General features: G+C 69.4%; 26 protein-coding genes. 12 read left to right on the forward strand and 14 right to left on the reverse strand.

Annotation, left to right across the window (positions count from 1 at the left end):
- Window positions 1-1,719, forward strand: a complete 1,719-nt coding sequence (locus tag CFB43_RS15265; protein WP_089495637.1) for a lactate permease LctP family transporter — start codon at window positions 1-3, stop codon at window positions 1,717-1,719.
- Window positions 1,720-1,819: 100 nt separating this feature from the next.
- Here CFB43_RS15265 and CFB43_RS15270 read toward each other — a convergent pair whose 3' ends face one another.
- The 5 genes from CFB43_RS15270 to CFB43_RS15290 form a co-directional block, all read right to left on the reverse strand.
- Window positions 1,820-2,581: a M48 family metallopeptidase gene (locus CFB43_RS15270; RefSeq protein WP_089446404.1), complete on the reverse strand. Its 762-nt coding sequence runs from the start codon at window positions 2,579-2,581 to the stop codon at window positions 1,820-1,822.
- A gap of 196 nt (window positions 2,582-2,777) precedes the next feature.
- A complete protein-coding gene (locus tag CFB43_RS15275) occupies window positions 2,778-3,560 on the reverse strand; it encodes a glycosyltransferase family 2 protein (RefSeq protein ID WP_089495638.1) in 783 nt (260 codons plus the stop codon).
- A gap of 125 nt (window positions 3,561-3,685) precedes the next feature.
- Complete coding sequence (locus tag CFB43_RS15280) at window positions 3,686-4,984, reverse strand: chorismate transformation enzyme, FkbO/Hyg5 family (RefSeq protein ID WP_089495639.1); 1,299 nt, start codon at window positions 4,982-4,984, stop codon at window positions 3,686-3,688.
- Between the two features lie 87 nt (window positions 4,985-5,071).
- Window positions 5,072-5,788 (reverse strand): 3-oxoacyl-ACP reductase FabG, encoded by a 717-nt coding sequence (gene fabG / locus CFB43_RS15285; protein WP_089495640.1) that lies wholly within the window; start codon window positions 5,786-5,788, stop codon window positions 5,072-5,074.
- Window positions 5,789-5,899: 111 nt separating this feature from the next.
- The gene (locus tag CFB43_RS15290; protein ID WP_089495641.1) at window positions 5,900-6,160 is read right to left on the reverse strand and encodes a phosphopantetheine-binding protein; all 261 of its coding nucleotides are present in this window, start codon (window positions 6,158-6,160) and stop codon (window positions 5,900-5,902) included.
- Window positions 6,161-6,732: 572 nt separating this feature from the next.
- Between CFB43_RS15290 and CFB43_RS15295 the strand changes: the two genes are divergently transcribed.
- The 10 genes from CFB43_RS15295 (at window position 6,733) to CFB43_RS15340 (ending at window position 17,124) form a co-directional block, all read left to right on the forward strand.
- Entirely contained in the window at window positions 6,733-7,386 is a 654-nt protein-coding gene (locus CFB43_RS15295) for a hypothetical protein (protein ID WP_089495642.1), read from the forward strand.
- 50 nt (window positions 7,387-7,436) lie between these two features.
- Window positions 7,437-9,185, forward strand: a complete 1,749-nt coding sequence (locus CFB43_RS15300) for an acyl-CoA synthetase family protein (RefSeq protein WP_089495643.1) — start codon at window positions 7,437-7,439, stop codon at window positions 9,183-9,185.
- Complete coding sequence (locus CFB43_RS15305) at window positions 9,182-10,165, forward strand: LpxL/LpxP family acyltransferase (protein WP_089495644.1); 984 nt, start codon at window positions 9,182-9,184, stop codon at window positions 10,163-10,165. The genes CFB43_RS15300 and CFB43_RS15305 overlap by 4 nt, the downstream gene beginning before the upstream one ends.
- A complete protein-coding gene (locus tag CFB43_RS15310; protein WP_089495645.1) occupies window positions 10,162-10,818 on the forward strand; it encodes an outer membrane lipoprotein carrier protein LolA in 657 nt (218 codons plus the stop codon). Before CFB43_RS15305 ends, CFB43_RS15310 begins: the two co-directional genes overlap by 4 nt.
- Entirely contained in the window at window positions 10,818-13,295 is a 2,478-nt protein-coding gene (locus CFB43_RS15315) for an MMPL family transporter (RefSeq protein WP_089495646.1), read from the forward strand. Before CFB43_RS15310 ends, CFB43_RS15315 begins: the two co-directional genes overlap by 1 nt.
- On the forward strand, window positions 13,292-14,185 hold the full coding sequence (locus tag CFB43_RS15320; RefSeq protein WP_089495647.1) for a polysaccharide deacetylase family protein: 894 nt from the start codon (window positions 13,292-13,294) through the stop codon (window positions 14,183-14,185). The genes CFB43_RS15315 and CFB43_RS15320 overlap by 4 nt, the downstream gene beginning before the upstream one ends.
- A gap of 63 nt (window positions 14,186-14,248) precedes the next feature.
- Window positions 14,249-15,460: a beta-ketoacyl-[acyl-carrier-protein] synthase family protein gene (locus CFB43_RS15325; protein WP_089495648.1), complete on the forward strand. Its 1,212-nt coding sequence runs from the start codon at window positions 14,249-14,251 to the stop codon at window positions 15,458-15,460.
- 8 nt (window positions 15,461-15,468) lie between these two features.
- Window positions 15,469-16,284, forward strand: coding sequence for a beta-ketoacyl synthase chain length factor (locus CFB43_RS15330; RefSeq protein ID WP_089495649.1), 816 nt, complete (start codon window positions 15,469-15,471; stop codon window positions 16,282-16,284).
- Window positions 16,284-16,793, forward strand: a complete 510-nt coding sequence (locus CFB43_RS15335; RefSeq protein WP_089495650.1) for a hotdog family protein — start codon at window positions 16,284-16,286, stop codon at window positions 16,791-16,793. Before CFB43_RS15330 ends, CFB43_RS15335 begins: the two co-directional genes overlap by 1 nt.
- Window positions 16,777-17,124 carry a hypothetical protein gene (locus CFB43_RS15340; protein WP_089495651.1) on the forward strand — a complete coding sequence of 116 codons (348 nt, stop codon included), beginning with the start codon at window positions 16,777-16,779 and terminating at the stop codon, window positions 17,122-17,124. Before CFB43_RS15335 ends, CFB43_RS15340 begins: the two co-directional genes overlap by 17 nt.
- An 87-nt stretch (window positions 17,125-17,211) precedes the next feature.
- Here the strand turns inward: CFB43_RS15340 and CFB43_RS15345 are convergent, their stop codons facing one another.
- The 4 genes from CFB43_RS15345 to phaP all read right to left on the reverse strand — a co-directional run bounded on the left by CFB43_RS15345 (window position 17,212) and on the right by phaP (window position 20,546).
- Window positions 17,212-17,418 (reverse strand): hypothetical protein, encoded by a 207-nt coding sequence (locus CFB43_RS15345; protein ID WP_089495652.1) that lies wholly within the window; start codon window positions 17,416-17,418, stop codon window positions 17,212-17,214.
- Window positions 17,419-17,526: 108 nt separating this feature from the next.
- Window positions 17,527-18,270, reverse strand: coding sequence for an acetoacetyl-CoA reductase (phbB, locus tag CFB43_RS15350; protein WP_041492959.1), 744 nt, complete (start codon window positions 18,268-18,270; stop codon window positions 17,527-17,529).
- Between the two features lie 217 nt (window positions 18,271-18,487).
- Entirely contained in the window at window positions 18,488-19,669 is a 1,182-nt protein-coding gene (locus tag CFB43_RS15355) for an acetyl-CoA C-acetyltransferase (RefSeq protein WP_089473794.1), read from the reverse strand.
- 292 nt (window positions 19,670-19,961) lie between these two features.
- Window positions 19,962-20,546: a TIGR01841 family phasin gene (gene phaP, locus CFB43_RS15360; protein WP_089495653.1), complete on the reverse strand. Its 585-nt coding sequence runs from the start codon at window positions 20,544-20,546 to the stop codon at window positions 19,962-19,964.
- Window positions 20,547-20,830: 284 nt separating this feature from the next.
- On the opposite strand from phaP, the gene CFB43_RS38405 reads away from it, so the two are divergent.
- On the forward strand, window positions 20,831-20,983 hold the full coding sequence (locus tag CFB43_RS38405; protein ID WP_179254837.1) for a hypothetical protein: 153 nt from the start codon (window positions 20,831-20,833) through the stop codon (window positions 20,981-20,983).
- A 61-nt stretch (window positions 20,984-21,044) separates the two neighbouring features.
- Here the strand turns inward: CFB43_RS38405 and CFB43_RS15365 are convergent, their stop codons facing one another.
- The 5 genes from CFB43_RS15365 to CFB43_RS15385 all read right to left on the reverse strand — a co-directional run bounded on the left by CFB43_RS15365 (window position 21,045) and on the right by CFB43_RS15385 (window position 25,043).
- The gene (locus CFB43_RS15365) at window positions 21,045-21,809 is read right to left on the reverse strand and encodes a ParA family protein (protein WP_039345972.1); all 765 of its coding nucleotides are present in this window, start codon (window positions 21,807-21,809) and stop codon (window positions 21,045-21,047) included.
- Window positions 21,810-21,911: 102 nt separating this feature from the next.
- Entirely contained in the window at window positions 21,912-22,535 is a 624-nt protein-coding gene (locus tag CFB43_RS15370; protein ID WP_089495654.1) for a DNA-3-methyladenine glycosylase, read from the reverse strand.
- Window positions 22,522-23,070 (reverse strand): G/U mismatch-specific DNA glycosylase, encoded by a 549-nt coding sequence (gene mug, locus CFB43_RS15375; protein ID WP_089495655.1) that lies wholly within the window; start codon window positions 23,068-23,070, stop codon window positions 22,522-22,524. The genes CFB43_RS15370 and mug overlap by 14 nt, the downstream gene beginning before the upstream one ends.
- Window positions 23,071-23,190: 120 nt before the next feature.
- A complete protein-coding gene (locus CFB43_RS15380) occupies window positions 23,191-23,754 on the reverse strand; it encodes a single-stranded DNA-binding protein (protein ID WP_089495656.1) in 564 nt (187 codons plus the stop codon).
- A 101-nt stretch (window positions 23,755-23,855) separates the two neighbouring features.
- Window positions 23,856-25,043, reverse strand: coding sequence for an MFS transporter (locus CFB43_RS15385; protein ID WP_089495657.1), 1,188 nt, complete (start codon window positions 25,041-25,043; stop codon window positions 23,856-23,858).
- Between the last annotated feature and the right edge of the window lie 256 nt (window positions 25,044-25,299).

The following is a 25,299-nucleotide window of genomic DNA, read 5'->3' on the forward strand; positions in this document are numbered from 1 at the left end:
ATGCAGGCCTGGCATCAGATCTACACGCCGCTCGGCAGCCTCGGGCTGTCGGCGTTCGTCGCCGCAATCCCGATCATCTTCTTTTTCGTCGCGCTGGCCGCGCTGCGGCTCAAGGGCCACGTCGCCGCGGCGATCACGCTGCTGCTGTCGCTCGGCGTCGCGATCCTCGCGTACGGGATGCCCGTGCCGCAGGCGCTCGCGGCGGCCGGCTTCGGCTTCGCGTACGGCATCTGGCCGATCGCGTGGATCATCGTCGCGGCCGTGTTCCTGTACAAGATCGTCGTGAAGACCGGCCAGTTCGACATCATTCGCGCGTCCGTGCTGTCGATCACCGACGACCAGCGCCTGCAGATGCTGCTGATCGGCTTCTCGTTCGGCGCGTTCCTCGAAGGCGCGGCCGGCTTCGGCGCGCCCGTCGCGATCACGGCGGCGCTGCTCGTCGGCCTCGGCTTCAAGCCGCTGCACGCGGCAGGACTGTGCCTGATTGCAAACACGGCACCGGTCGCGTTCGGCGCGATGGGCATTCCGATCATCGTCGCCGGGCAGGTGACGGGCATCGACCCGTTCCATATCGGCGCGATGGCCGGCCGCCAGCTGCCGCTGCTGTCGCTCGCGGTGCCGTTCTGGCTCGTGTTCATGATGGACGGGCTGCGCGGCGTGCGGCAGACCTGGCCGGCCGCGCTCGTCGCGGGCGGCAGCTTCGCGGTGACGCAGTACTTCACGTCGAACCACATCGGGCCCGAGCTGCCGGACATCACGTCGTCGCTCGTCAGCCTCGTCGCACTCGCCGCGTTCCTGAAGGTGTGGCAGCCGCGCACCGCGCAGCAGACGGCCGGCGGCCTCGTCGCGTCGGGCGGCGGCGCCGCGCTCGCGGGCTTCGGCGGCGCAGCCGCAGGCTCGCGCAGCGGCTTCGGCACCGGCACGAGCCGGCAGGCGTCGCCGTACACGCTCGCGCAAACCGTGCGCGCGTGGTCGCCGTTCCTGATCCTGACGGCCGTCGTCACCGTATGGAGCATCGCGCCGTTCAAGGCGCTGTTCGCCGCCCACGGCGCACTCGCGTCGACCGTGCTGAAGTTCCATGTGGCGGGGCTCGACCAGCTCGTCGTGAAGACCGCGCCGATCGCCGCGACGCCGAAGGCGCTCGACGCGGTGCTGAAGATCGATCTCGTGTCGGCGGTGGGCAGCGCGATCCTCGTGACCGCGCTGATCTCGATGGCGCTGCTGCGGATGAAGCCGCGCGACGCGCTCGTCACGTTCGGCGAGACGCTGAAGGAACTGACGCGCCCGATCCTGTCGATCGGCCTCGTGCTGGCGTTCGCGTTCGTCGCGAACTATTCGGGGATGTCGTCGACGCTCGCGCTGATGCTGGCCGCGACCGGCGCCGCGTTCCCGTTCTTCTCGCCGTTCCTCGGCTGGCTCGGCGTGTTCCTGACGGGCTCGGACACGTCGTCGAACGCGCTGTTCTGCTCGCTGCAGCAGGCCACGGCCCATCAGCTCGGCGTGCCCGAGACGCTCGCGGTGGCCGCGAACACGACGGGCGGCGTGACCGCGAAGATGATCTCGCCGCAGTCGATCGCGGTCGCCTGCGCGGCGACGGGCCTCGTCGGCAAGGAGTCGGAGCTGTTCCGCTTCACGGTGCGGCACAGCCTGCTGTTCGCGGTGATCGTCGGATTGATCACGCTCGCGCAGGCGTACGTGCTGCCGGGGATGGTGCCGTAAGCAGCACGCCCCAGAAAACAAAACCCCACGCCCGGAAGAGCGTGGGGTTTTTTTATGTCGCCGCTGGATCGCCCGCCGCAGCAGGCGACCGGTTGCGCGATCAGCTGCCCTTCGCGATGCGATCCTCGATGTGCTGCGCACGGCTCGCCGACGACGGGTGCGAATCCATCATCGAGCTCTTGCCGCCGTCGAGCTTCGCGAGCTTCTGGAATGCGGTGACGAGACCCTTCTGGTTCATGCCCTTCTGCTTCATCAGGTCGAACGAGTAGTCGTCGGCCGCGCTTTCCTGCGTCTGCGAGAATTGCGCGTTGATGAACTTCTCGGTGATGTCGCCGAGCTGCGAGCTCGTCAGTGCCGCCACGCCCGGCGATGCCGCGCCGGCCGCGGTGCGCGCCGCGCTGACCGCGTAGGCCGTCTGCATCGCCTTCTTCGAGTGACCCAGGGCGACGTGGCCCATTTCATGGCCGATCACGCCGCGCAGCTCGTCGTCGTTCATCTGGTCCATCAGGCCGCTGTACACGCGCACGCAGCCGTTGCCCATCGCCCACGCGTTGACGTCCTTGGTCATGTAGACCTTGTAGTTGATCTTCTGGCCGTTCAGCGTCATGTCGCCGAAGCCCTTCATCACCTTCGTCAGGCGCTTCGCGTACGCGCTGTTCGCCGGCGCGATCTTCGATTCGGCATCGCTCGCCTTGCACGAGTCGTTCGACAGTGCGGCGATGTCGCTGTCCGACAGCGTCGCTGCCTTGTACAGGCTGGTCCCCGCCGACGTCAGGCTGTTCGCGTCAAGGCTCTGTACCCCGCCGCACGCGCTCAACAGAAACGCCACGCCACACGCTGCCACCGCTTTCTTGAGTTGCATCCCGGAATCCCTCGATAGTTGTATTTGGGAGCGGCGATTTTGCATAATCCGGCAGAAAATTACCAGATGTTTACATCCGATGACACGTTGATTACTCGACGAACAGGGACGAAACGGCGCGTCGACACGGGATTGACGACGGAAAACGGAGCAATCGCCGCAGCCGGGCGACGACCGGAACGGGAAACGGGCGGGCTCAGGCCGTCTGGCCGTGGCGTCGCGTCAGCCGCCGCGCGACCAGCATCGGCAGCCGCACCGCGAAGCCGGTGAACAGGCGCAGGTGCATCCACGCGAGCAGCGCGTTGTCGCGGCCGTAGTGGAAGTGCGAGACGCCGCCCTCGTGGCGGCCGAAATAGCGCACCGGCGCGTCGATGCGGATCGGCCGCACGCCAGCCCAGCACAGCCGCACGGCCGCCTCGGGATCGAAGTCGAAGCCGCGCATCCACGGCTGGCGGCGCATGATCGCGGCCAGCGGCGCGACCGGATACACGCGGAACCCGTACAGCGAATCGCCGATCCCGGCCCACAGCGTCTCGAGGTCGGCCCACGCGTTCGACAGCCGGCGCCCCTGCACGCGCAACTGCGGCGCGCTCGCGTCGAACTTCGGCACGCCCAGCACCATCGCGTCGGGCGCGGCCTGCGACGCGGCCATGAATGCGGGAATCAGGTCGGCCGGATGCTGGCCGTCGGAATCCATCGTCAACACATGCGTGAAGCCGCTCGCGGCCGCCGCGTCGAGCCCGGCGAGCACCGCGGCGCCCTTGCCGCGGTTCTCCGGCAGCACGATCACGCGCAGCCCCGGGTCGCGCTCGGCCATCGCCTGCAGCCGTTCGGCGCTGCCGTCGGTGCTGCCGTCGACGACGACCCACACCGGATTCCACTGCGCGCGGGCATTGCGCACGGTCGTGTCGACCTTGGCACCCGGGTTGTAGCTCGGAATCAGGACGAGATGGGTGGACGAGGCGTGCAGCTTGGACATGGAAACGGCCGATTGCGAAGACGGGGATCCTGACAAAAGTTTATGACTTGCCGGCGACCGTCGGCAGGCTTCGTCGACGTCGCCCGCATGCGGGGCCGGCGGCTCGATCGTGAGGTTTTCTCGCTTCATGACAGCCACGCCTCCTGATGACCCGTGCTGGCCTCGATCTCGACCAGCAGGTCGTCGCGGCACACGTCCGCATGGACGACGAGCGGCCGCACGCCGGGGCCGGCCGCCTCGCGCAGCACGCGCTCGATCGCGGCCAGCGCCGCGGCATCGCCGGCGTCGCGCACGTAGACGCGATAGCTCAGGTCGGCGAGCGAGAACGGGCCGTGCCCCTGGCGCGCGGCCTGCTCGAGCACGGCCGCGAGGTTCGCGACCGTCTCGCGCGTTTGCGCGACGACGTCGCCGTGATGCACGGTGCGGTGCCCGACGATGCTCGCGGTGCCCGACACGAACAGCACCGGCGCGGCATCGCCGTCCGACCACGCGGCGGCGCGCGTGAACGTCGGCGCACGCGGGCCGTACTCGGCCGGATAGTGATACGCGCTGACCTGGCGCGGGTTCTCGACCGGATCGGCCGGCGTGCGGCTCGCGAGGAAATGAATCGCGAGCGGCGCGGCCGGCGATGCATCGCCCGCGACCGGCACGACCGAGCCGAGCGCGCATGCGGCCGGCACGCCGCCCGTCAGCGCGCGGCGACACGCATCGAACGCGTGCTGGCGGCCGATATTGAACTGACGATAGCGCTCGATCCCGAACTGCATCGCATTGATCGCCGGCACGGTATTCCAGATGCGCAGCGGATGCGGCATGCCGAGCGAATCGAGCACGTCGAACAGTGCGCGGTACGCGTCGCGGGTCGCGCGTTCGAGCGGGGTGCCGCTGTCGTGCGATTCGTTCGCCTCACGTGCTGCTTCGTGCACGACGATGCTGCCGAACACGAGGCCCGCCGTTTCGCTGTAGCGATAGTGCAGCGCGCCGCGCCGTTCGCTGCGCAGGTCGCGCGCACGGCATTGCCAGATTTCGCAGATGGCGTCGTCCGGCGCGATGCCGGCGCCGAGCAGCGTCATCGGCACCGGGGCGACCGGCAGGTCGGGCACGACTTCGGCCAGCATCCGTGCTGCCGCGTCCGCTCGTGATTCGGCATGCGAAGCCGTGTCCGCGCCGATGCATACCGCACCCAATGCGCCGGGAAACGCGCGCTCGAATCCATCGCCACTGCCACGCGCATCGTGCAGCAATGCTGCGAGCCGCGCATGGCTCGTCCGGACGAGCCGCAGTGCTCGGCCGCCGCCGTGCGCGAGCGCTTCGCCCGATCGCGATGCGGCCGGCCCGGCCGCCGTCTGCCCGCGCACGACGGGCGCGGTGGAGGACGACAAGGAACACGGGCGCCGTTCGGCGTCGACTGGATGCACGGACACTTCGATTTCCTCACTATGCGGCGCAGGCCGCGCAACCTCGCGGCCTGCGCCGCGTTGCGTTACGTCACGCCGACGCTGCGCGCTTCGTCAGGCGAGCCCGCCGTTGACGGACAGCACCTGCCCCGTCACATAGGCCGCGGCGTCGGACACCAGATACGCGACCATCGCCGCGACTTCGTCGGGCCGGCCCGCGCGCTGCGCGGGCACGAGCTGCTTGATGCGTTCCGCGGGAAACGCGTGCCCGGCCATCGGCGATTCGATGATGCCGGGCGCGACCGCGTTCACGGTGATGCCGCGCGACGCGAGCTCCAGCGACAGCGACTTCGTCGCGCCGATCAGCCCCGCCTTCGCGGCCGCGTAGTTGACCTGGCCGCGATTGCCGGTCACGCCGGCCACGGACGCGATGTTGACGATCCGGCCGCGCCGCGTGCGGATCATCGGCAACAGCAGCGGCTGCGTGACGTTGAAGAAGCCGTTGAGCGTCACGTCGAGCACGCTGTGCCACTGCCGGCGCGACATGCCGGCCATCGGCGCATCGTCGTGAATGCCCGCGTTGTTGACGAGGATCTGCACCGGCGCATCGTCGATGAACGGCTTCAGCGCGGCGAGCGTCGCATCGGCGTCGGTCACGTCAAACGCGATCGCGTGCGCGGTGCCGCCGGCCGCGACGATCTGCTGCGCGACGGCCTCCGCCTGCGCGAGATGACGGTTCGCATGCACCCACACTTCATGGCCGGCCTGCGCGAGCGCCGCGCAGATCGCCTGCCCGAGTGCGCCGCTGCCGCCCGTCACGAGAGCCCGCATCGAATTGCTCCGTTCATCGCGTTCCACCTCGACCGACGCGGCCGCGTATCGTCTGCCGATCGCGGCCGCCTGCCGTCATCATCTGCACGTCGCGCCCGTGGCGCGACCCCGTCACTTCGTGCGGTGCGCGGCGACGTACGCCGCCAGTGCACCGAGCGTCGCAAAGATCGTCTGGTTGTCCGGATTGTCCGAACGCAGCTCGAAGCCGTATTTCTTCGAGATCAGCAGGGCGATTTCCAGGATGTCGATGGAGTCGAGCCCGAAACCCTCGCCATACAGCGGGGTCTCGGCCGTCACTGTTTCGAGCGTGACGTCTTCGAGATTCAGTTCGCCGATGATCAGCGTGGCGAGCTCTTGTTCCAGTGCGTTCATCATGCGTGCGGGCAGGCGGCCCGTGGCAGCGGAAGGTGCCCGGAAACGGCTGTCGCCATGCACGCCCGGCGCGTGCGAATCTCCGTCCCTCCGGCGTCTGCCGGCTTCCCCGCCTGCTTTATTGGGGGATCGTTTGTAAAAGTTACGCGGATTCTAGACGAACGGGTATCGGGCCGTATACGGCCAATGGTTACAGACTGGCGAGCCGGCACCGCAGCCCGTTTCGGAGCCCGAATGCACGAGACGCTTGAGCCGCTTTGGATGGAAATGGACCGACCCCGCCAAACCGTTCATCCCGCGCCATACAATCGGTTACAAAACCCGTTCGCGCCCGCCCCGAACACGCGGTGCCGCGGCCCTAAAATGAGCGTGCCCGACCACCGGCCCGGACCCGCGTCCCGGCCGCCATTCATATGATGTTTGACGGCCCGACCACCACGTCCGGCCACGATCCGCCCGATGTCGCCAGTCATGCCGCGCCCGACCTTCCGCTCCGTTCCGGTTCGCCCGTCCGCCCGCTGCCGCCCGGCCGCCGGGCATGCGTTCGCGCGCCGTGTGCGCGGAGGCCGCCGATGAGCCGGCTGCTGCCCGCCGCGCGCGGCCTCGCCGCGGTCGGCGCCGTCGCGGCGTACCAGGCCGGCGCGCACTACGCGGCCGCGACACCCGGCGCGCACGGCTTCGGCCTCGCGATGGCGCTGGTGCCGCCGCTGCTGCTCGCGCTCGGTGCGGCGCTGCGCTCGCCGCATCGCGCATGGCTCGTGCCGGCGTGGCTGCTTGCCGCCACCGTGCTGTGGGCCGCGCGCGTGCCGCTCGCCCGGCATTTCGAATGGGGCCTGTATCTGGAACACGCGAGTTTCAACCTCGCGATGGCGCTAGTGTTCGGCCGCACGCTCGCCGCCGGCCAGGTGCCGCTGTGCACGCGCTTCGCGACGATGATCCACGGCGCGATCACGCCGGCCGTCGCGCGCTACACCCGGCAGATCACGCTCGCATGGACGCTGTTCTTCGTCGCGATCGCCGCCGTGTCGACGCTGCTGTTCGCGACCGCGCCGATCGTCACGTGGTCGACGTTCGCGAACTACCTGTCGCTGCCGCTCGTCGCCGTGATGTTCGCCGCCGAGCATGCGTGCCGGCGGTTCGCACTGCCGCACGAACCGCGGCCGCGCATGGTCGATGCGGTGCGCGCGTATCGCGCGACGACGCACGCATCGCAGCCGTCACGATGAATTCCCGGCCGGCGCGGCGCGCCGGCCTTCGCTCCCGTTTCGACCGATTTATGCCGACTCACCCGCTGGTTTTCCATTCGTCGCCGGACCAGACGATCGCCTGGCGCGACGGCGCGCCCGTCACCGTGCACGCATTCGTCGCCGACGTCGCGCGCGTGGCCGCCGCGCTGCCCGCCGGCGGCCACGTGTTCAACGTGTGCCGCGACCGTTACCGCTTCGCTGTCAGCCTGTGCGCCGCGCTCGTTGCCGGCAAGATCAGCCTGCTGCCGTCGACGCACACGCCGGAAATGGTTCGCCAGCTCGCATCGTTCGCGCCCGACGCGTTCTGCCTGCACGACGCGCCCGACTGCGCGATCGACCTGCCGCGCTTCGCGTACCCCGATGCCGCCCCCGGCGAGCGCGCGAGCGATGCGCCGTTCGTCGTGCCGCAGATCGACGCGGCGCGGATCATGGCCTACGTGTTCACGTCCGGCTCGACCGGCGCACCGGTGCCGCACCGCAAGACCTGGGGCTTCCTGGTCGGCTGCGTGCGCGCGGCGGCCGACCGCCTCGGGCTGCTCGACGGCCGCGCGGCCACGCTGATCGGCACGGTGCCCGCGCAGCACATGTACGGCTTCGAGTCGACGGTGCTGCTCGCGCTGATCGGCGGCCTCGCGTTCAGCAACCGCCAGCCGTTCTACCCGGTCGACATTCGCGACGAACTCGACACGATCCCGCAGCCGCGCGTGCTCGTCACGTCGCCGATCCACCTGCGCGCGCTGCTGGCGGCCGGCCAGGCGCTGCCGCCCGCGGCGCTCGTGCTGTCGGCCACCGCACCGCTGTCGGAAAAGCTCGCGTGCGAAGCCGAAGCCGCGCTCGACGCGCCGCTCGTCGAGATCTACGGCAGCACCGAAACCGGCCAGATCGCGACCCGTCGCACGTCGCAAGGCGCGACCTGGGCGTTGTTCCCGGGCATCCGGCTCGATGCGCGCGACGAACCGGAGAGCGACGACGGCGAGCCGACGATCTGGGTGTCGGGCGGGCACGTCGAGGCGCCCGTGCCGATGGGCGATGCGCTCGAACTGCTCGGCGACGGCCGGTTCCTGCTGCACGGCCGCAAGGCCGACCTCGTCAACATCGCCGGCAAGCGCACGTCGCTCGCGTACCTGAACCATCAGCTCAATGCGATTGCGCAGGTGATCGACGGCGTGTTCTTCATGCCCGACGAAGCCGCGCCCGCCCAGGCCGGCGCGGGCCTCGAACCGGTCACGCGCCTCGTCGCGCTGGTCGTCGCACCCACGCTCGCGGCCGCCGATCTGCAGCGCGCGCTGCGCGAGCGGATCGATCCCGCGTTCATGCCGCGCCCGCTCGTGTTCGTCGACGCGCTGCCGCGCAACGAAACCGGCAAGCTGCCGCGCGACGTGCTCGCCGCGCTCGTGGCGCAACATGCGCGCACCGCAGCCGCGCCGACGCCCATCCGCGACCCGGCCGGCGCGCCCGCGCCGGCGCTCGGGTTCACGATCCCCGCCGATCACCCGGCACTGCCCGGCCACTTCCCCGGCCATCCGGTCGTGCCGGGCGTCGTGCTGCTCGATCACGCAATCCATGCGATCGGTGCGGCGCTCGACCGTCCGCTGCACACGTGGCGGCTCGGGTCCGCGAAATTCCTGAGCCCGGTCGCACCCGGTGAACCGCTCGATCTCGCGTACGACGCCGCGGCGAGCGGTGCGATCCGCTTCACGCTGCGCGCCGGGGCGCGCGAAGTCGCGAGCGGCGTGCTGTCCGCGCCGCCGGCCGCGCAGGATGGCGCGCAGCCATGAAGCGCACCGCGTGGGCCGAACGCCAGGAACGCAGCAATGCGGGCTTGCTGCGCGCGATGACGTGGATCTCGCTGCGCTTCGGCCGGCAGCGCGCACGCGTCGTGCTGCACCTGATCGCGACGTATTTCGTGCTGTTCTCGCCGGTTGCGTGCGCGGCGTCGCGCGACTACCTGCGCCGCGTGCTCGGACGCCCCGTGCGCTGGCGTGACGTGTACCGGCACGTGTTCACGTTCGCGGCGACGATCCACGACCGCATCTACCTGATGAACGGACGCTTCGACCTGTTCGACATCCGGCTGCACGGTGAAACGCTCGTCGACGACGCGCTCGCGGGCGGACGCGGCGCGTTCCTGATGGGCGCGCATCTCGGCAGCTTCGAGGTCGTGCGCGCGATCGGCCGCACGCACCCGGCCCTGCGCGTGGTCGTGACGATGTACGAGAAGAACGCGCGCAAGATCAACGCGACGCTCGCCGCGGTGAATCCCGCCGCGCAGCCGGAAGTGATTCCGCTCGGTCAGGTCGACTCAATGCTAAAGGTGCGCGAGCGCCTCGATGCGAACTGCATGGTCGGCATGCTCGCCGACCGCACGCTGCTCGACGACGCGGCCGCGTCGCTGCGCCGGCTGCCGCTGCTCGGCGCGCCCGCCGCGTTCCCGCTCGGGCCGCTCTACATGGCCGCGATGCTGAAGCGCCCGGTGATCTTCATGACGGGCCTCTATCGCGACGGCAACCGCTACGATGTGCACTTCGAGACGCTCGCCGATTTCTCCGACGTGCGGCGCGACGCGCGCGCGGCGGCCGTCGACGCGGCACTCGCGCGCTACGTCGCGCTGCTCGACAAATACTGCCGCGCGGCGCCGTACAACTGGTTCAACTATTTCGACTTCTGGCAAGGCGGCGATGCCGCAACCGCGACCGCACGCAGCGACGCTGCATGCGCCGGTGCCGGCCTGGCCGCCACGAGGGATTCCGACGCATGACCGCCGTTCGCCGCTGCCTGCCCACGCTCCCGTCCACGCTGCGTCGCGCCGTCCGCACGCTGGCCGTCGCCGTCGCTGCGACCACCGCCGCAATCGCGCTGGCTGCCGCGCCCGCGCAGGCGGTCGACACGGCGCCGGCGTGGAACCTCGACCGGTTGATGTCGACGCTTGCGCAACACAAGTCGGGGCGCGCGACGTTCACCGAGACAAAGACCCTGTCGATCGCGACGCAGCCGGTCGAATCGTCCGGCGAACTCGTGTTCGTCGCGCCCGACCATCTCGAGAAGCACACGCTGAGCCCGAAGCCCGAACACCTCGTCGTCGATGGCGACATGCTCACCGTCGAGCGCAACAACCGCAAGTTCACGCTCGCGCTCGCACGCTATCCGGAACTCGGCGCGTTCATCGACAGCATCCGCGCGACGCTCGCCGGCAACCGCTTCGCGCTCGAACAGGTGTACAAGGTCGCGCTCGCCGGGCGCGGCGACGACTGGACGCTGACGCTCACGCCGCTCGACTCGCGGATGCTGAAGGTCGTCAGCACGATCACGCTCGACGGCACGCGCGACGTGTTGCGCAGCGTCGCGATCCGGCAGGCCGACGGCGACCGCTCGGTGATGCGGCTGCAGCCCGTTCCGGCGAACCCGAACTGATGGACGAACGCACCCGGCCCCCCGCGTCACCGGTCGCGCGCCGCCTGCACGCGCTGCGGCAGCGTGCCGTGCTCGCGTGGCTGCTCGCGCTCGTCGCATGCGGCGTCGCGATCGGGCGCGCGCACTTCACGGCCGACCTGTCCGCGTTCCTGCCGAGCGCGCCGAGCGCCGGGCAGCGCGTGCTCGTCGACCAGTTGCGCGACGGCGTCGTGTCGCGGCTGATCCTCGTCGCGATCGACGGCGGCGATGCCACGACGCGCGCCGCGCTGTCGCGACGCGTCGCCGGCGCGCTGCGCACCGATCCGCAATTCGCGGCCGTTCACAACGGCGAAGCCGCGAACGACGCGCGCGATCGCCAGTTCATCTTCGATCACCGCTACCTGCTGAGCCCGGCCGTCACGCCGCAGCGCTTCAGCGCCGCCGGCCTGCATCAGGCGCTCGGCGACAGCCTCGACCTGCTGAGTTCGTCGGCCGGCCTCGTGGCCAAGGCGATGCTGCCGCGCGACCCGACCGGCGAAGTCGCCACGCTCGTCGATCAGTTCGACAGCGCGGCGGAACCGGCGAGCCGCGATGGCGTGTGGGCATCGCGCGACGGCACGCGCGCGGTGCTCGTCGTGCAGACGGCCGCCGCCGGTTCCGATACCGACGCGCAGGCCCGCGCGATCCACACCGTGCGCGATGCATTCGCCGCCGCCAAGCAGGCCGTGCCGAACACCGCCGCGACCACGCTCGCGATGACGGGCCCCGGCGTGTTCTCGGTCGACACGCGCGACACGATCCGGCATGACGTCGAGCGGCTGTCGATGGCGAGCGTCGTGCTGATCGTCGCGCTGCTGCTGACGCTGTACCGTTCGCCGCGCACGCTCGCGCTCGGCTTACTGCCGGTGCTGACGGGTGTCGCGGCGGGCATCGCGGCGGTCAGCATCGCGTTCGGCACGGTCCACGGGCTGACGCTCGGCTTCGGCACGACGCTGATCGGCGAAGCCGTCGACTATTCGATCTACCTGTTCGTGCAATCGGCGCAGGCCGGCACGCGTGGCGCGGCGCGCCCGGCCGACGCGACGCGCGCATGGGTCACCGCGTACTGGCCGACGATCCGGCTCGGCGTGCTGACGTCCGTGTGCGGGTTCGCGTCGATGCTGTTCTCCGGATTCCCGGGCCTCGTGCAACTCGGGCTGTATTCGATCGTCGGGCTGACGGCCGCCGCGCTCGTCACGCGCTTCGTGCTGCCGCACCTGCGCGGCGAGCATGTCGCGATCCGCGACGTGTCGCGCGTCGGCGCCGTGCTCGCGCGTGCGGCCGACGCCGCGCCGCGATTGCGCTGGCCGCTCGCCGTGCTGGTGATCGCCGCGGCCGCGACGCTCGTGCTGCATCGCGACGGGCTGTGGAGCCGCGAGCTCGCCGCGCTCAGCCCCGTGCCGGCACAAGCGCAGGCGCTCGACGCGCGGCTGCGCGCCGATGTCGGCGCGCCCGATGTGCGCTATCTCGTCGTGATTTCCGCCTCGACCGAACAAACCGCGCTCGAAGGCGCCGAAAAGGTCGCCGCGCAATTGCAGCCGCTCGTCGACCGGGGCGCACTCGCCGGCTTCGAAAGCCCCGCGCGCTACCTGCCGAGCGACGCCGCGCAGCGCGCACGCCAGGCGAGCCTGCCGGATGCCGACGTGCTCGCCGCGCGGATGCGCGACGCCGTCGCGAACCAGCCGATCGCGGTCAAGCCCGACCTGTTCGCACCGTTCATCACCGACGTCGGGGCCGCGCGCCACGCACCGCTGCTGACACGCGCGGACTTGCGCGGCACGTCGATGGCGCTCGCCGTCGATGCGCTGCTGACCGAACGCGACGGCCGCTGGCGCGCGATGCTGTCGCTGCGTGCGCCGGATGCCGCCCGCGCCGCGCAACCGGCATCGAGTCTCGATGCCACGCCGATTCGCGAAGCCGTCGCCCGCGCGGGCGTGCCCGATGCGCTGTTCGTCGACATGAAGGCCGAAGCCGATCGCCTGTACGTGAGCTACGTGCACGAGGACATCCGGCTGTCGCTCGCAGGCTTCGCCGCGATCGCCGTGCTGCTGCTGATCGCGCTGCGCTCGCCGCGCCGCGCCGTGCACGCGCTCGCGCCGCTCGTCGCGGCCGTGCTGGTCGTGACGGCCGGCTTCGCGCTCGCCGGCGTGCAGCTGACGATCCTGCATCTTGTCGGGATGCTGCTGATCGTCGCGGTCGGCTCGAACTACGCGCTGTTCTTCTGCAAGCGCGACGACGCGCAGCCCGTCACGCCGTACACGCTCGTATCGCTGCTGATCGCGAATCTCGCAACGGTTGCCGGCTTCGGGCTGCTGGCGCTGTCGCGCGTGCCGTTGCTCGAAACCTTCGGGCTGACCGTCGGCCCGGGTGCGATGCTCGCGCTCGCGTTCGCGGCGATTCTCGCGCCGCGCCCGGCCGAGGTTGCGGCCATCAACCGTCATCGAGGAAACCGCGCATGAACGCGCCGTCGTCCGTTCCGTCGCGACAGCCCGGCGACACGCGCCGCTGGAAGCCGACGCCGCTGATCGCGGGCACGGCCGCGCTGCATGCGGGCGCGGCGGCGGCCGTCGTCGCGCAGCCGGCCGCGTGGCCGTGGGCGCTCGGGGGCGTGGTCGCGTCGCATCTCGCGCTGACCGCCGCCGGCCTGTGGCCGCGCAGCACGCTGCTCGGCCCGAACTGGACGCGCCTGCCGGCCAACGCTGGCCGCCGCATCGCGCTGACGATCGACGACGGCCCGGACCCGGACGTCACCCCGCGCGTGCTCGACCTGCTCGACCGTTACGACGCGCGCGCGACGTTCTTCTGCATCGGCGATCTCGCGCGCCGTCATCCGCGCTGGATCGAGGCGATCGTCGCGCGCGGTCACGCGATCGAGAACCACAGCCAGCGGCACCGGCACACGTTCTCGCTGTCGGGGCCCGCCGCGCTGCGGCGCGAGATCGCGGCCGCGCAGCAGACGCTGACCGAGCTCACCGGCACGCGCCCGCTGTTCTTCCGTGCGCCGGCCGGCCTGCGCAACCCGTTTCTCGAGCCGGTGCTGTGCGAACTCGGCCTGCAGCTGGCGAGCTGGACGCGGCGCGGCTTCGATACGCGCGCGCGCGATGCCGCGACCGTCACGCACCGCCTGCTGCACGGCCTCGCGGCACGCGACATCCTGCTCGTGCACGACGGTCACGCGGCGCGCGATGCGCGCGGCGCACCCGTCGTGCTCGACGTGCTGCAAGCGGTACTGCACGCCGCCGCTGACGCGCAATTGCACTGGACCACGCTGCGCGCGGCGCTCGCGCCGGAGCCGCCCGGCGGGCCGGGCGAGCCGGCCGGTTCGCTCCCCCCGTTTGATAAAATCTGACCTCGAACGGCGCGCCTGCCAGCCCTGCTGCGGCGCCCGTTCCGGCCACCGGATGCGACCCTCGTGAAACCTCTCCTGCTCTCGCACTTCACCGCCACCAGCTGCATCGGCCGCGGCCTCGATGCGACCCTCGATGCGCTGCGCAACGCGCGCGGCGGGCTCCAGCCCTGCGACTTCGAACGTGCGGATCTCGACACGTGGATCGGCGCGGTGGATGACGTCGATGCGCAGCCCGTGCGGGCCGATCTCGCCGACTTCGCGTGCCGCAACAACCGCCTCGCGCAACTCGGCCTCACGCAGGACGGCTTCGACGCACGCGTCGCGGCGGCCGTCGCGCGCTACGGTGCGGCGCGCGTCGGCGTATTCATCGGCACGAGCACGGCCGGCATCCTCGAGACCGAGCACGCATACCAGCGCCGCGATCCGGCGAGCGGCGCGCTGCCCGCCGACTTCCGCTACGCGCAGACGCACAACCCGTATTCGCCGGCCGCGTTCGTGCGCGCGTTTTTCGCGCTGCGCGGGCCGGCGATGGCGATCTCGTCCGCGTGCTCGTCCGGCGCGAAAGTGTTCGGCTCCGCGCGCCGCATGATCGAAGCGGGCTTGATCGACGCGGCCGTCGTCGGCGGCGTCGATTCGCTGTGCCTGACGACGCTGTACGGCTTCAATTCGCTCGAGCTGCTGTCGCGCCAGCCGTGCCGGCCGTTCGACGTCGCACGCGACGGCATCTCGATCGGCGAGGCCGCCGCGTTCGCGCTCGTCGAACGCGTGCCCGACCCGCCCGCCGCACTCGACGCCGATGCGATCCTGCTGCTCGGCATCGGCGAATCGAGCGACGCACATCACATGTCGTCGCCGCATCCGGACGGGCTCGGCGCGCGCGTCGCGATCGAGCAGGCGCTTGCATCCGCCGGCCTGGGCGCAACCGACATCGACTACGTGAACCTGCACGGCACCGCGACGCCGAGCAACGACGCCGCCGAAAGCCGTGCGATCGGCGCGCTGTTCGCCAGCACGCCGTGCAGCTCGACGAAGGGCGCGACCGGCCACACGCTCGGCGCGGCGGGGGCGCTCGAGGCCGTCGTCGCCGCGCTCGCGCTGCGCGAGCAGTTCGTGCCGGCCGGCGTCAACACGACGCAGCCCGACCCGGCACTCGCCGCCGACTACGTGCTCGCGAGCCGCGCTACCCGCGTGCGCGCCGTCCTGTCCAATTCGTTCGGCTTCGGCGGCACGAATTGCAGCCTGATCCTCGGCCGCGCCGACCACGCCCGCCGTTGAGGCCCGCCATGACACTCACCGCCTTCATCGAAAGCATCGGCCTCATCGGGCCCGGATTGAACGACTGGCCGCACGCGGCCGACGTGCTCGCGGGCCGCGTACCGTATGCGCCCGCCCGCACCGAGCTGCCTCCACCGGCCGGCCTGCCGTCGGCCGAGCGGCGCCGCACCGGCCCCGTCGTGCGCGTGGCGCTCGCGGCCGGCCACGAAGCGGTGGTCGCGAGCGGACGCGATGCCGCGACGATCGCGACCGTGTTCAGCGCGTCGGGCGGCGACGGCCAGAATTGCCACGCGATCTGCGAGACGCTGGCGGGCGACGACCGCCAGCTGTCGCCGACGCGCTTCCACAACTCCGTGCACAACGCGCCGGCCGGCTACTGGAGCATCGCGACCCGCGCGATGGCGACGTCGAACGTGCTGTGCGCGCACGACGGCAGCTTTGCCGCGGGCTTGCTGGAAAGCCTGTGCCAGGTCGTGGTCGATCGCGTGCCGACGCTGCTGATCGCGTACGACACCGACTATCCGGAACCGCTGCGTGCGGTGCGCCCGATCGGCGACGCATTCGGCGTGGCACTCGTGCTCGCGCCGGAAGCAAGCGAACGCGCGCTCGCCCGCATCGACGTGCAGCTCGCCGACGCACCCGCCACGCCGCTCGCGCATGCCGAGCTCGACGCACTACGCGCCGGCAATCCGGCCGCGCGCGTGCTGCCGCTGCTCGACGCCATCGCCGCGCGGCGTTCGACACGCGTCGTGCTCGACTACCTGGCCGATACGCGCGTGCAGGTCGACGTCGCGATGCCGGATACGTTCGCGGAGCGCGCGTGATGACCGCGACGATCCCGCTCGCACCGCCGCTCGACCACGCGTGGATCGCCGCGCACATTCCGCACGGCGGCACGATGTGCGTGCTCGATACGGTCGATGCGTGGGATGCCGCTCGCATCCGCTGCACTGCGACGAGCCACCGCGATCCGCACAACCCGCTGCGCGCGCACGGCCGGCTTGCCGCCGTCTGCGGGATCGAATACGCGGCGCAGGCGATGGCCGTGCACGGCGCGCTGCTCGATGCGCACGAAACGCGCCCGCGCGTCGGCTACCTGGCGAGCGTGCGCAACGTCGACGCGTTCGTCGACCGGCTCGACACGTTCGCGCAGCCGCTCGTCGTCGAAGCGGAACGCGTGAGCGGCGACGCCCGCTCGGTCCTGTACGGCTTCGCGCTGCGCTGCGGCGATCGCGTGCTGCTGTCCGGCCGCGCCGCGGTGATGCTCGACGCGTCGGCGGCCGGCGCGTTACGCCCGGGCGCGGCGCCAGCCGGCGATGCGAATCCTCGATGAAGCCGCTTACCCAAGAGAAGGAAACCAGGTCGTGAAAGTTCGTCAGTTCATTGGCACCGCGCTCGTTCTGGCGCTGATCAGCCCGATCGCGCACGCGGACATGTCGGAAGTGAAGCAGGACATCAAGCGCGATTCGAAGGAAGCCGCGCACAAGACCGGCGAGGCGGCCCGCAGCTTCGGCCACGCGACCGCGAGCGCCGCGAAGGCGGTCGGCCACGGGGTCGCACACGCGTCGCGCGAGGGCTGGGATGCCACCAAGCGCACGACGAAGCGGATCTTTCACAAGAACGACTCGGGCGAGTCGGGCGGGAAGACCGAAAAGAACGATTGATCAAGGGCATCGCGCGCATCCCCGCAGGCATGCGCGCGATGCACGACCGCTCGTCAAGCGTGACGCGTCACTGCCGCGATGCCGCCGTCAACGCGCGCCGCGCAGGCGGCGTGCCGGCCGGGCCCGCACGCGTGCGAAGCACCTGCCGTACGCGACGAGCGAGCAATCGCGATGATCGAAGTTGCGCAGCAGCCGTGCACGGCGCCGCTCGAGCCAGTAGAGCGAGACTGCCATCGTCAGCGCGACGGCCAGTGCCGTGCCGCCGATTACGAATCCCATCCAGGTATCGCCCATGCCTTCTCCGGAATGCGAAGCCGAAGCGGCGCGCCTGCCGCCGCCCCGGCACTGGATCGTGCGGAACGCGGCCCGGCAGGTGCGCGCACACCGCCGGGCCGCCCCGCGTCAATGCATGTGCTGGCCGCCGTTGATCGCGATGTTGGAGCCCGTCACGAAGCCGGCCTCTTCCGAGCACAGGTAAGCCACCAGCGCCGCGACTTCCTCGGGCTTGCCGAGCCGGCCCGCCGGAATCTGCGGGAGGATCTTCGAGTCGAGGATGTCCTGCGGAATCGCCGTGACCATCTTCGTCGCGAGGTAGCCCGGCGACACCGTGTTCACCGTCACGCCCTTGCGCGCGATCTCGAGCGCGAGCGACTTCGTGAAGCCGTGCATGCCGGCCTTCGCGGCCGCATAGTTGGTCTGGCCGACCGACCCTTTCGAGCCGTTCACCGACGAGATGTTGACGATGCGGCCCCAGCCGCGCTCGACCATGCTTTCGCAGACCGGCTTCGTCATGTTGAACACGGAATCGAGGTTGGTGCGGATCACCGCGTCCCAGTTGACCTTGTCGAGCTTGCGCAGCGTCATGTCGCGCGTGATGCCCGCGTTGTTCACGAGAATGTCGACCGGGCCGACGTCCCGCGCGATCTTCTCGATGCATTGCTGGCATGAATCGTGGTCGGCCACGTCCACTGGATACGCGTGGAACTCGCGGCCGGCCGCGTGCATCTCGGTCAGCCAGCGGTCCGCGCCGGTGTTGTTCGGCGAATACGTGACGACTACCCGGTGGCCCGCGTCGTTCAACCTGATGCTGACCGCTTCGCCGAGGCCGCCCATTCCACCAGTCACTACTGCAATTCGCTTAGTCATCCTATTAATTACCGACAAAAAAGTAATCGATCAAGGCGGAGCGGCGGCGTCGCTCACGCTGCCGCCCCACCGCTTCGATGCGCAGCCGCCCGCGTCGCGGGCGCGGCACGCACCGGCACCTCGCGCGTGTTGTTCACTGCTTGTCGTGCGCGAAAACCGCTTCGTCCGCGTGCGGTGCTGGCCGCTGCCGCACGCGGGACGAGTCGTCAGACCCTGCTCAGGCGCGCTCGACCGCGAGCGCGACGCCCATCCCGCCGCCGATGCACAGCGACGCCAGCCCGCGCTTCGCATCGCGCTTGGCCATCTCGTGCAGCAGCGTCACCAGGATCCGGCAGCCCGACGCGCCGATCGGGTGGCCGATCGCGATCGCACCACCGTTCACGTTCACCTTCGACGTGTCCCAGCCCATCTGCTTGTGCACCGCCAGCGCCTGCGCCGCGAACGCCTCGTTGATCTCCATCAGGTCCAGGTCGCCCGGCGTCCAGCCCGCGCGCTCCAGGCACCGGCGCGATGCCGGCACCGGGCCCATCCCCATCACGCTCGGATCCACGCCCGCGTTCGCATACGCCTTGATCCGCGCCAGCGGCGTCAGGCCGAGTGCCGCCGCCTTCTGCGCCGACATCACCAGCACCGCCGCCGCACCGTCGTTCAGCCCCGACGCGTTCGCCGCCGTCACCGAGCCGTCCTTCGAGAACGCCGGCTTCAGCCCGGCCAGCGATTCCGCCGTCACGCCGTGACGCACGAATTCATCGGTGGCGAACTGCAGCGGCTCGCCCTTGCGTTGCGGAATCGCCACCGGCACGATCTCGTCGTCGAAGCGGCCGGCCTTCTGCGCGGCTTCCGCCTTGTTCTGCGACAGCGCCGCGAACGCGTCCTGCTCTTCGCGCGTGATCCCGTATTCCTTCGCGACGTTCTCCGCCGTGATGCCCATGTGGTACTGGTTGTACACGTCCCACAGGCCGTCGACGATCATCGTGTCGACCAGCTTCGCATCCCCCATCCGGAACCCGTCGCGCGAGCCCGGCAGCACGTGCGGCGACGCGCTCATGTTCTCCTGGCCGCCTGCGATCACGATGTCCGCGTCGCCCGCGACGATCGCGTTCGCCGCCAGCATCACGGCCTTCAGGCCCGAGCCGCACACCTTGTTGATCGTCATCCCCGGCACTGCCGTCGGCAGCCCGGCCTTGATCAGCGACTGCCGCGCCGGGTTCTGCCCGGAACCGGCCGTCAGCACCTGGCCCATGATCACTTCGCTGACCTGCTCGGGCTTCACGCCCGCACGCTCCAGCACCGCGCGGATCACCGTCGCGCCCAGCTCGGGCGCTGCGATCTTCGCAAGCGAACCGCCGAATTTGCCGACCGCGGTCCGCGCGGCCGATACGATCACTACATCCGTCATGTCCAGTTCCTGCATCGAAATCAGTTCGTCGTTCTGACGCCGGCGCGTGCCGGCCTCGGCTGGCGATCGCGCATCCCGGGCCATTCGGCTCGATGGCGATCGCACGCCGCCATACGGCGCGCGGCACCCGTTCGAACGGGCGGCACACCGGTACGGCTCGCCGGTTCACCGGCGTCTTGCGGCATACCGGACATTCGCCGGACGCCCCGCGGCACACGCGGCGTCCGGCGCCATCCGGCGCCGATCAATCGTGTCGCACCCGTGCGCGACACGTGCTTGCGTGGCTACGCGATTACGCAGCCGATTCGCGTGCGGCCGCGGCGTCCTTGCGTGCGGCGGCGGCCGTTTGCTTCGCGCCACGCGCGGCCGTTTCGCTGACCGCATCGAAGCCGCTCTGCGCGGCTTCGATCGCCTGGCCGGTCGCGGCGCGAACCGAATCGGCTGCGGCGGTCGCCGCCGACAGCGCCGAGTTCAGCGCGGCCACCACCGGTGCCGAGCCGGCCGGCGCATGCTTCGACAGTTCGCCGAGCACGTCCTTCAGGCGCTTGTCGTTCTGTTCGTATTGCGCTTGTGCGACCTTCGCCCATTCGGACTGCGTCGACACGGCGATGTCGAACAGATGGCGGCCGTACGACACGGCCTTGCCGGCCGCTTCCTGCGGGGCGGCGACCTGCTGCGCGAAACCCGCGGCCGGGTTGCTGCTGTTGAATGCGTTCTTCAGCTTGTCCTCGTACTCCTCGAGCGCCGTCCGGGCCGCTTGCAGGTTGAGTTCGACGACAGCCTCGAAACCTTGGATCGCCGGACGGGCAATCGCGAACCACGCTGCAATACCGGATTGATATTCGGCGTTGATTTTTTCGGGGGCAAATACGGACATCGGGCACGCTCCTGTTAGCAATGCGAGAGACGACGTAAAGAAAATTGGAAGCCGGATCGACAGCAGGCTTCCTTATTGACAACCCACCACTTATTTGAGTGCGGGAAGTTGAAGGAGCCCATTCTAGATCGATTAATTGTCAATTAAATGGCATTAATGCTAGGTGTAAACCCTTATTTCCATCCAGGCGACCGCTGGAACCCGTGATGCGCCGACATCGCAGACGAGGCCGCGCATCACTCTGTCCCGCAATGTATTTTTACCTTTTTACAGGATAGCGGATCATGACGTCGCGCAACATTTACCAATCCATTATTCCGTTTATTAGAAAACCGGGGCGCATTGAAAATGGAGCAACCACTTATGTAATCGTTTTTTCTGGATTTATTATGAAATCGTTTTCGGGATTATTAATGACGGAATCAATGATCGGATGAATTACGGTCGCAAAAAAACGGCCGCATGATGCGGCCGCGGATTCGTCAGGCAGGGGCGGAATCAGCCGGCCAGTTCGCGATGCAGCGCGAGGAACTCCTGCGCGAGCTTGTGCCCGGGTTCCAGATGGATCACCGGCTTGGACTGCTGATGCGACTCGCGGATCTTCACCGACGCCGACAACCTCGACGCGAGCACCGGCAGCCCTTCTTCGACGAGTTCGTCGACCAGCCGCTGCGGCAGGCTCGCCCGCGGCTGGAACTGGTTGATCACGATCCCTTCCACCTCGAGCGCCGCGTTGTGGTCCTGCTGGATTTCCTTCACGTTCTCGAGCAGCGTGTACAACGCTCGGCGCGAGAAGTCGTCGCAGTCGAACGGGATCAGGCAGCGCTCGACCGCGATCAGCGCCGAGCGCGTATAGAAATTCAGCGCGGGCGGCGTGTCGATGTACACCGCGTCGTAGGTGTCGAGCTCGTTCAGCGCGTCGCGCAGCTTGTAGATCTTGTAGCGCGACTCGAGCTTGCCGTGCAGCGTGTCGAGCTCCGGATGCGCGGGCATCACGTCGAGCCCTTCGAACGGGGTCGGATGAATGAACGACGCGACGTCGACCGGACGGAAGTTGAAGGTCAGCGCGGTTTCGAAGAAATCGGCGACACCCGGCTGCGCGTCGGCTGCGGCGTCGCCGAGCAGGTAGCGCGTGGAGTTCGCCTGCGCATCGAGGTCGATGACGAGCGTGCGCAGCCCTTCGCTCGCGCTGATCGCCGCCAGGTTGCAGACGATCGTCGATTTGCCCACGCCGCCCTTCTGGTTGAATACGACCCGCCGCATTGTGTCTCCTCGATCGAATACGTCGAAAAGGCAAGCTTAGCCGGTCAATAATGGCGGTCGCGTGACGCAGGTCGAATTGTGCGCATTCTGGCACGGGGTGTATCAGCGGCGCGTCACTGGCCCCGAGACGTAAAGGTTGCCCGGCACGCTCCAGCGCCACGGCCGATCCGTGCCGACACGAATGCCGATGCGCGGCCCGCCCGCCAGATCAGCGGGCGGCGCGATGCCATCGTCGACGATTGCGAACCCTTCGTGCGCGCCGATCAGGTCGATACCGTCCTGCGCGCCGGTGATCCCCATCGCCTGGGTCAGCCGCGCCGGCCCCCGGCACAGGTCGCGATCGCGCGTCCGCGGCGGCCGTGCCGCACGCATTTGCTCGAGCCCGCGCAGCGGCTCGAGCGCACGGATCAGCACGCCCGTTCCCGTGCCATCCAGGCCGCACACGCAGTTGCAGCACCAGTGCATGCCATAGGTGAAATAGACGTACAGGTGCCCCGGCGGCCCGAACATCGTCGCATTGCGCGGCGTCTTGCCGCGGTAGGTATGCGCAGCCGGGTCGATCGCGCCGGCATAGGCTTCCACTTCGACGATCCGTCCGGCACGGCCGTCCGCGGCCGCGAGGATCTTGTTCAGCAGTTGTGGCGCGACGTCGGTGGCGACCCGGTCGAAGAATGCGCGGGGCAGCCCGGTGCCCGGCCACCGGGGCGCGGGTTCACCGCGCCGCATCCTGCCCCTCCAGTTGAAGACCGGAAGCGGCCTTCGCCTGCAGACGAAGCTGACGGTATGCGTCGACCAGATCGTCGAGGCCGAACGCGAGGTTTCTCCCGCTCGGATTGGGCAGCACCCAGACACTCGCCCCCTGCATGCGGGCCGGTTGCAGCCCCCAGTCGATTGCTCGCTGCCCGGAAAGCGCCGAGTACGCCGCCTTGCCGAGAAAGGCGACGAAGCGCGGCCTGTAACGTGCCAGCTTCTGGTCGAACTCGGCAGCCGCGGCGATGAATTCCGCGCGCGAAAGCTGATCGGCGCTCGCGGTCGGCCGCTTCACCACCGCGGTCAGGCCGCAGCCATATTGAAGAATCGCGCGATCGTCCTGCGGCGAGATTTCCGCCGGCGTGAAGCCCGCGAGATGGATCACGCGCCAGAAGCGGTTGCTTCTCCCCGCGAAGTGATGCCCGGTCGCGGCCGCGGTCAGACCCGGGTTGATCCCGCAAAACAGCACGTCGAGATGCGGAGCGATGAGGTCGGGAAGTTCGTCAGCCACGGTTTGCCTGGCGCGCAAGGAACATCGACGTAAACGAAACAAGGCCCGAAGGCCCGGGCCAAGCAGCTGGCTTGACTCGGACGTTCGGGCCCATCGTGATGCGGGATGCCGACTTGCCGATCAGAACGGAATATCGTCGTCCATCTCGTCGAAGCCGCCGCCTGCCGGCGCGCTCGGACGGCTTTGCGCGCCGCCGCCTGCACCGCCACGCGCTGCGCCGCCGGCACGACCGCCGCCGCCACCGCCACCGCCGCGTTCCATCTGCTCGCCACGGCCACCGCCGCCGCCGCCACCGTAGCCGCCGCCGTAACCGCCTTCGTCACCGCCACCACCGCCGCCGCCACCCGCACCGCGGCCGCCGAGCATTTGCATCTGGTCAGCGACGATTTCGGTCGAGTAACGATCCTGGCCGTCCTGACCCTGCCACTTGCGCGTGCGGATGCGGCCTTCGATATAGACCGACGAACCCTTCTTCAGGTACTCGCTGACGATTTCCGCCAGGCGGCCGAAGAACGCGACGCGATGCCACTCGGTCATTTCCTTGAAATCGCCGCTAGCCTTGTCCTTGTAACGGTCGGTCGTCGCGAGACGGATGTTCGCAACCGCGTCGCCGCTCGGCAGGTAACGGACTTCAGGATCGGCGCCGAGATTGCCGACGAGGATGACCTTGTTGACGGATGCCATGTGTTTCTCCAGTAAATTCGATGCCGGGCCGCCCGCTCATGCTGTCGGTGCGGCCCGCCGGGCAAGCCGGCGAAAGTCGCCGGTGCCTGCCCGAAATGAGTTCAGGCCTTGCGCGGCGGCGCTTTCATGCTGGCCGCGATTATAAGCCACGCGGCAACGAGCCCTGAACACGTGTAGAAGACCGTATTGGCCCCACCGTGCTTCAGCAGCCAGCCGCCCACGATGCCGCCGAGCGCGAGCCCGATCGACTGCGTGGTGTTGTAAACACCCGTGGCCGCACCCTTGCGCGAACCGGGCGCGAGCTTCGACACGAGCGACGGCTGCGACGCTTCCAGGATGTTGAAGCCGAGGAAGTAGACGAAAAGTACCGCCGCCACAATCAGGATGGTATGCGGCGCGCTACCCAGCAGCAATTGGCCGATCAGGATAGCCAGGATGCCGCCGAGCAGCACCGGCTTCATCTTGCCCCGTTTTTCCGCGACGATGATCGCCGGGACCATCATCACGAACGCGAGCCCCATCACCGGCAGGTAGACCTTCCAGTGCGAGGCGACCGGCAGGCCGCCGTCGACGAGCAGGCGCGGCACGACGAGGAACAGCGCCGTCTGCGTCGCGTGCAGCACCAGCACGCCGAAGTTCAGGCGCAGCAGCTCGACGTTGTGCAGCACTTCGCCGAACGGCGCGGGCACGTGCACGGGCTTGGCCGCATCGGGCACGATCCACAGCACGACGCCGATCGCGAGGATCGACAGCACGCCGACGATCGCGAACAGCCCGCTCATCCCGACCCAGTGGAACACGATCGGCGCACCGACGATCGCGACCGCGAACGACACGCCGATCGAGCCGCCGACCATCGCCATCGCCTTCGTGCGGTTCTGCTCGGAGGTCAGGTCGGCGATGAACGCGAGCACCGCGGACGACACCGCGCCCATCCCCTGGATCACGCGGCCGACGATGATCCACGTGATGTCGTGCGCGGACGCGGCGACGAAGCTGCCGATCGCGAAGATCACGAGGCCGGTCGCGATCACCGGCTTGCGGCCGAACTTGTCGGACGCCCAGCCGTAGAAGATGTAGAACAGCGACTGCGTGACGCCGTAGGCCCCGAGCGCGATGCCGACGAGCAGCACGTTGTCGCCGCCCGGGATGGTTTTCGCGTAGACCGAGAACACCGGCATGATCATGAACAGGCCGAGCATGCGCAGCGCGAAGATCGCCGCGAGCGACGTGGTCGCGCGCAATTCGGGCGCGGTCATGCGGGAAGACGTGGCAGACGGATTGGACATCGGGAATGAATTTCGAATGATCGGAATGCCCGCCCGACACCGGGCGGCGGAAGATCAGGACCAGTGGCCCGGGAGGCTTGGCCGGCAACACGTCGGGGCAGGATTCAGGCAGCCCGCAGGCCGCCCGGAACCGCGCGGCGCGGCCGCTGCGGCCACTTTTCCCGGCGCAGGCGCCATCTTGCTGCCACCTGCTGCTAAGGCTGGGGACCCCAAACGACGGCCTCGAAAAGCCGTTATAGTAGCAGGTTTGGTTCCC

This window comes from Burkholderia sp. AU15512 (assembly GCF_002223325.1).
In the GTDB taxonomy this organism is placed as follows: domain Bacteria; phylum Pseudomonadota; class Gammaproteobacteria; order Burkholderiales; family Burkholderiaceae; genus Burkholderia.